The sequence below is a fragment of the Nitrosomonas sp. GH22 genome (genome assembly GCF_009833115.1).
In the GTDB taxonomy this organism is placed as follows: domain Bacteria; phylum Pseudomonadota; class Gammaproteobacteria; order Burkholderiales; family Nitrosomonadaceae; genus Nitrosomonas; species Nitrosomonas eutropha.
In genome coordinates this window covers 1-1,437 of sequence record NZ_QRCA01000016.1, presented here as the reverse complement: position 1 = coordinate 1,437, position 1,437 = coordinate 1, and the positions used below count along the sequence as shown (strand labels likewise).

The window sequence follows — 1,437 nt, the reverse complement described above, 5'->3', positions numbered from 1 at the left end:
TTGTTTTGTTGACAATATAGCCATGCGGGATACGCCTGGCGCATGGTCATATAATATTTTCAGGATGCGAGGAGATTATCAGAGCCATCCTGGAGGAAACTGCTTGTGAAACTCTGGGAGAGAGGGAGTTATATTGATTTGTAATGCCGCATAAATAAACAGTTTTTGGATTAATAATTTGTACATACTTGTTCAGTCCCGGATGATTGTATAGATAAAACTCGTTATCCGCTGTTCATGGCGCGAGCTGTCATGAGAGAGCTGATAGAATCCTTCAGGCCATCCGGGAGAGCCATGAAATGATATAGCTTTACATAAGAATGCTCGTACTACACCAGCGATACGGGCTGAAATTGCCGCAAGCGTTGACTCTGCTGCGGTGCTGGCGCAACGCTATGACGTCACCGAACAGACGATCTGCAAATGGAAGCATCGCGATGTTTTTACCGATCGGTCACATACGCCACACCGGCTGCAGACTACGCTTACACCAGCACAAGAAGCCATTGTGATTTATCTGCGTCGCTCACTGCTGCTGCCTTTGGATGATCTGCTGGCCATCACCCGTGAATTTTTATGCCCTGACGTCTCTCGCTCCGGGCTGGGCAGATGCTTGCAACGCCATGGTGTGGGTAATCTTAATGTGTGCTCAAACCCAAAGAAGCGCAACCCGCACACAAGGCTTTCAAGCATTATCAACCCGGTTATATCCATATCGACATCAAATACCTGCCACAAATGCAAGATGAACACCGCAGGCGCTACCTGTTGATAGCAATAGACAGGGCCACCCGTTGGGTGTATGTGGCCACCAAACCCAACAAAACCGCAGCCAGCGCCCAGTGCCGGAGCATTTCTGAAGGCGCTGCACAATGCCTGTCCGATCAGGATTACTCGTATGCTGACAGACAACGGCAAGGAATTTACTGACAGACTGTTTGCCAGCCGTGAACGTAATCCCAGTGGCAATCATCAGTTTGACCAGCTGTGCCAGGAACTCGGTATCGAACATCGCCTGACCCGGCCACACACTGCGCAAACCAATGGGATGGTCGAACGTTTCAACAGACATATTACTGACGTACTCAAAATATATCGCTTCAATAGCGCTGAAGATCTGGAACAGACCCTGATACGTTATGTCAGTCTGTAAACCCGCAACTACCGCTGTCTGCCCTCAAGAGTAAAGCTCCAATGCAGGCCATGAATGAATGGCATAAAACTCATCCCCATCTCTTTCATAAAAAACCATACAATCATCCGGGATGCGACAATTAGCCAGAGATAAGTTACCCGAGTGATATCAGTCGCGAACAATTTGAAATCATCAAACTGTTATTACTCAGCAACAGGCATCATTCTTATGGCTACCCCCACTCAAAAGCTCGTAAGACCATCTAAATTCATCTGCAGACATTTGTAAAACACAAGCAACTG

General features: G+C 47.6%; 1 pseudogene. It reads left to right on the top strand.

From position 1 onward, the window contains the following. Positions 1–304: 304 nt before the first annotated feature. Positions 305–1,278 (top strand): annotated as a pseudogene (locus tag ABF86_RS06705) (IS481 family transposase). Positions 1,279–1,437: the final 159 nt, after the last annotated feature.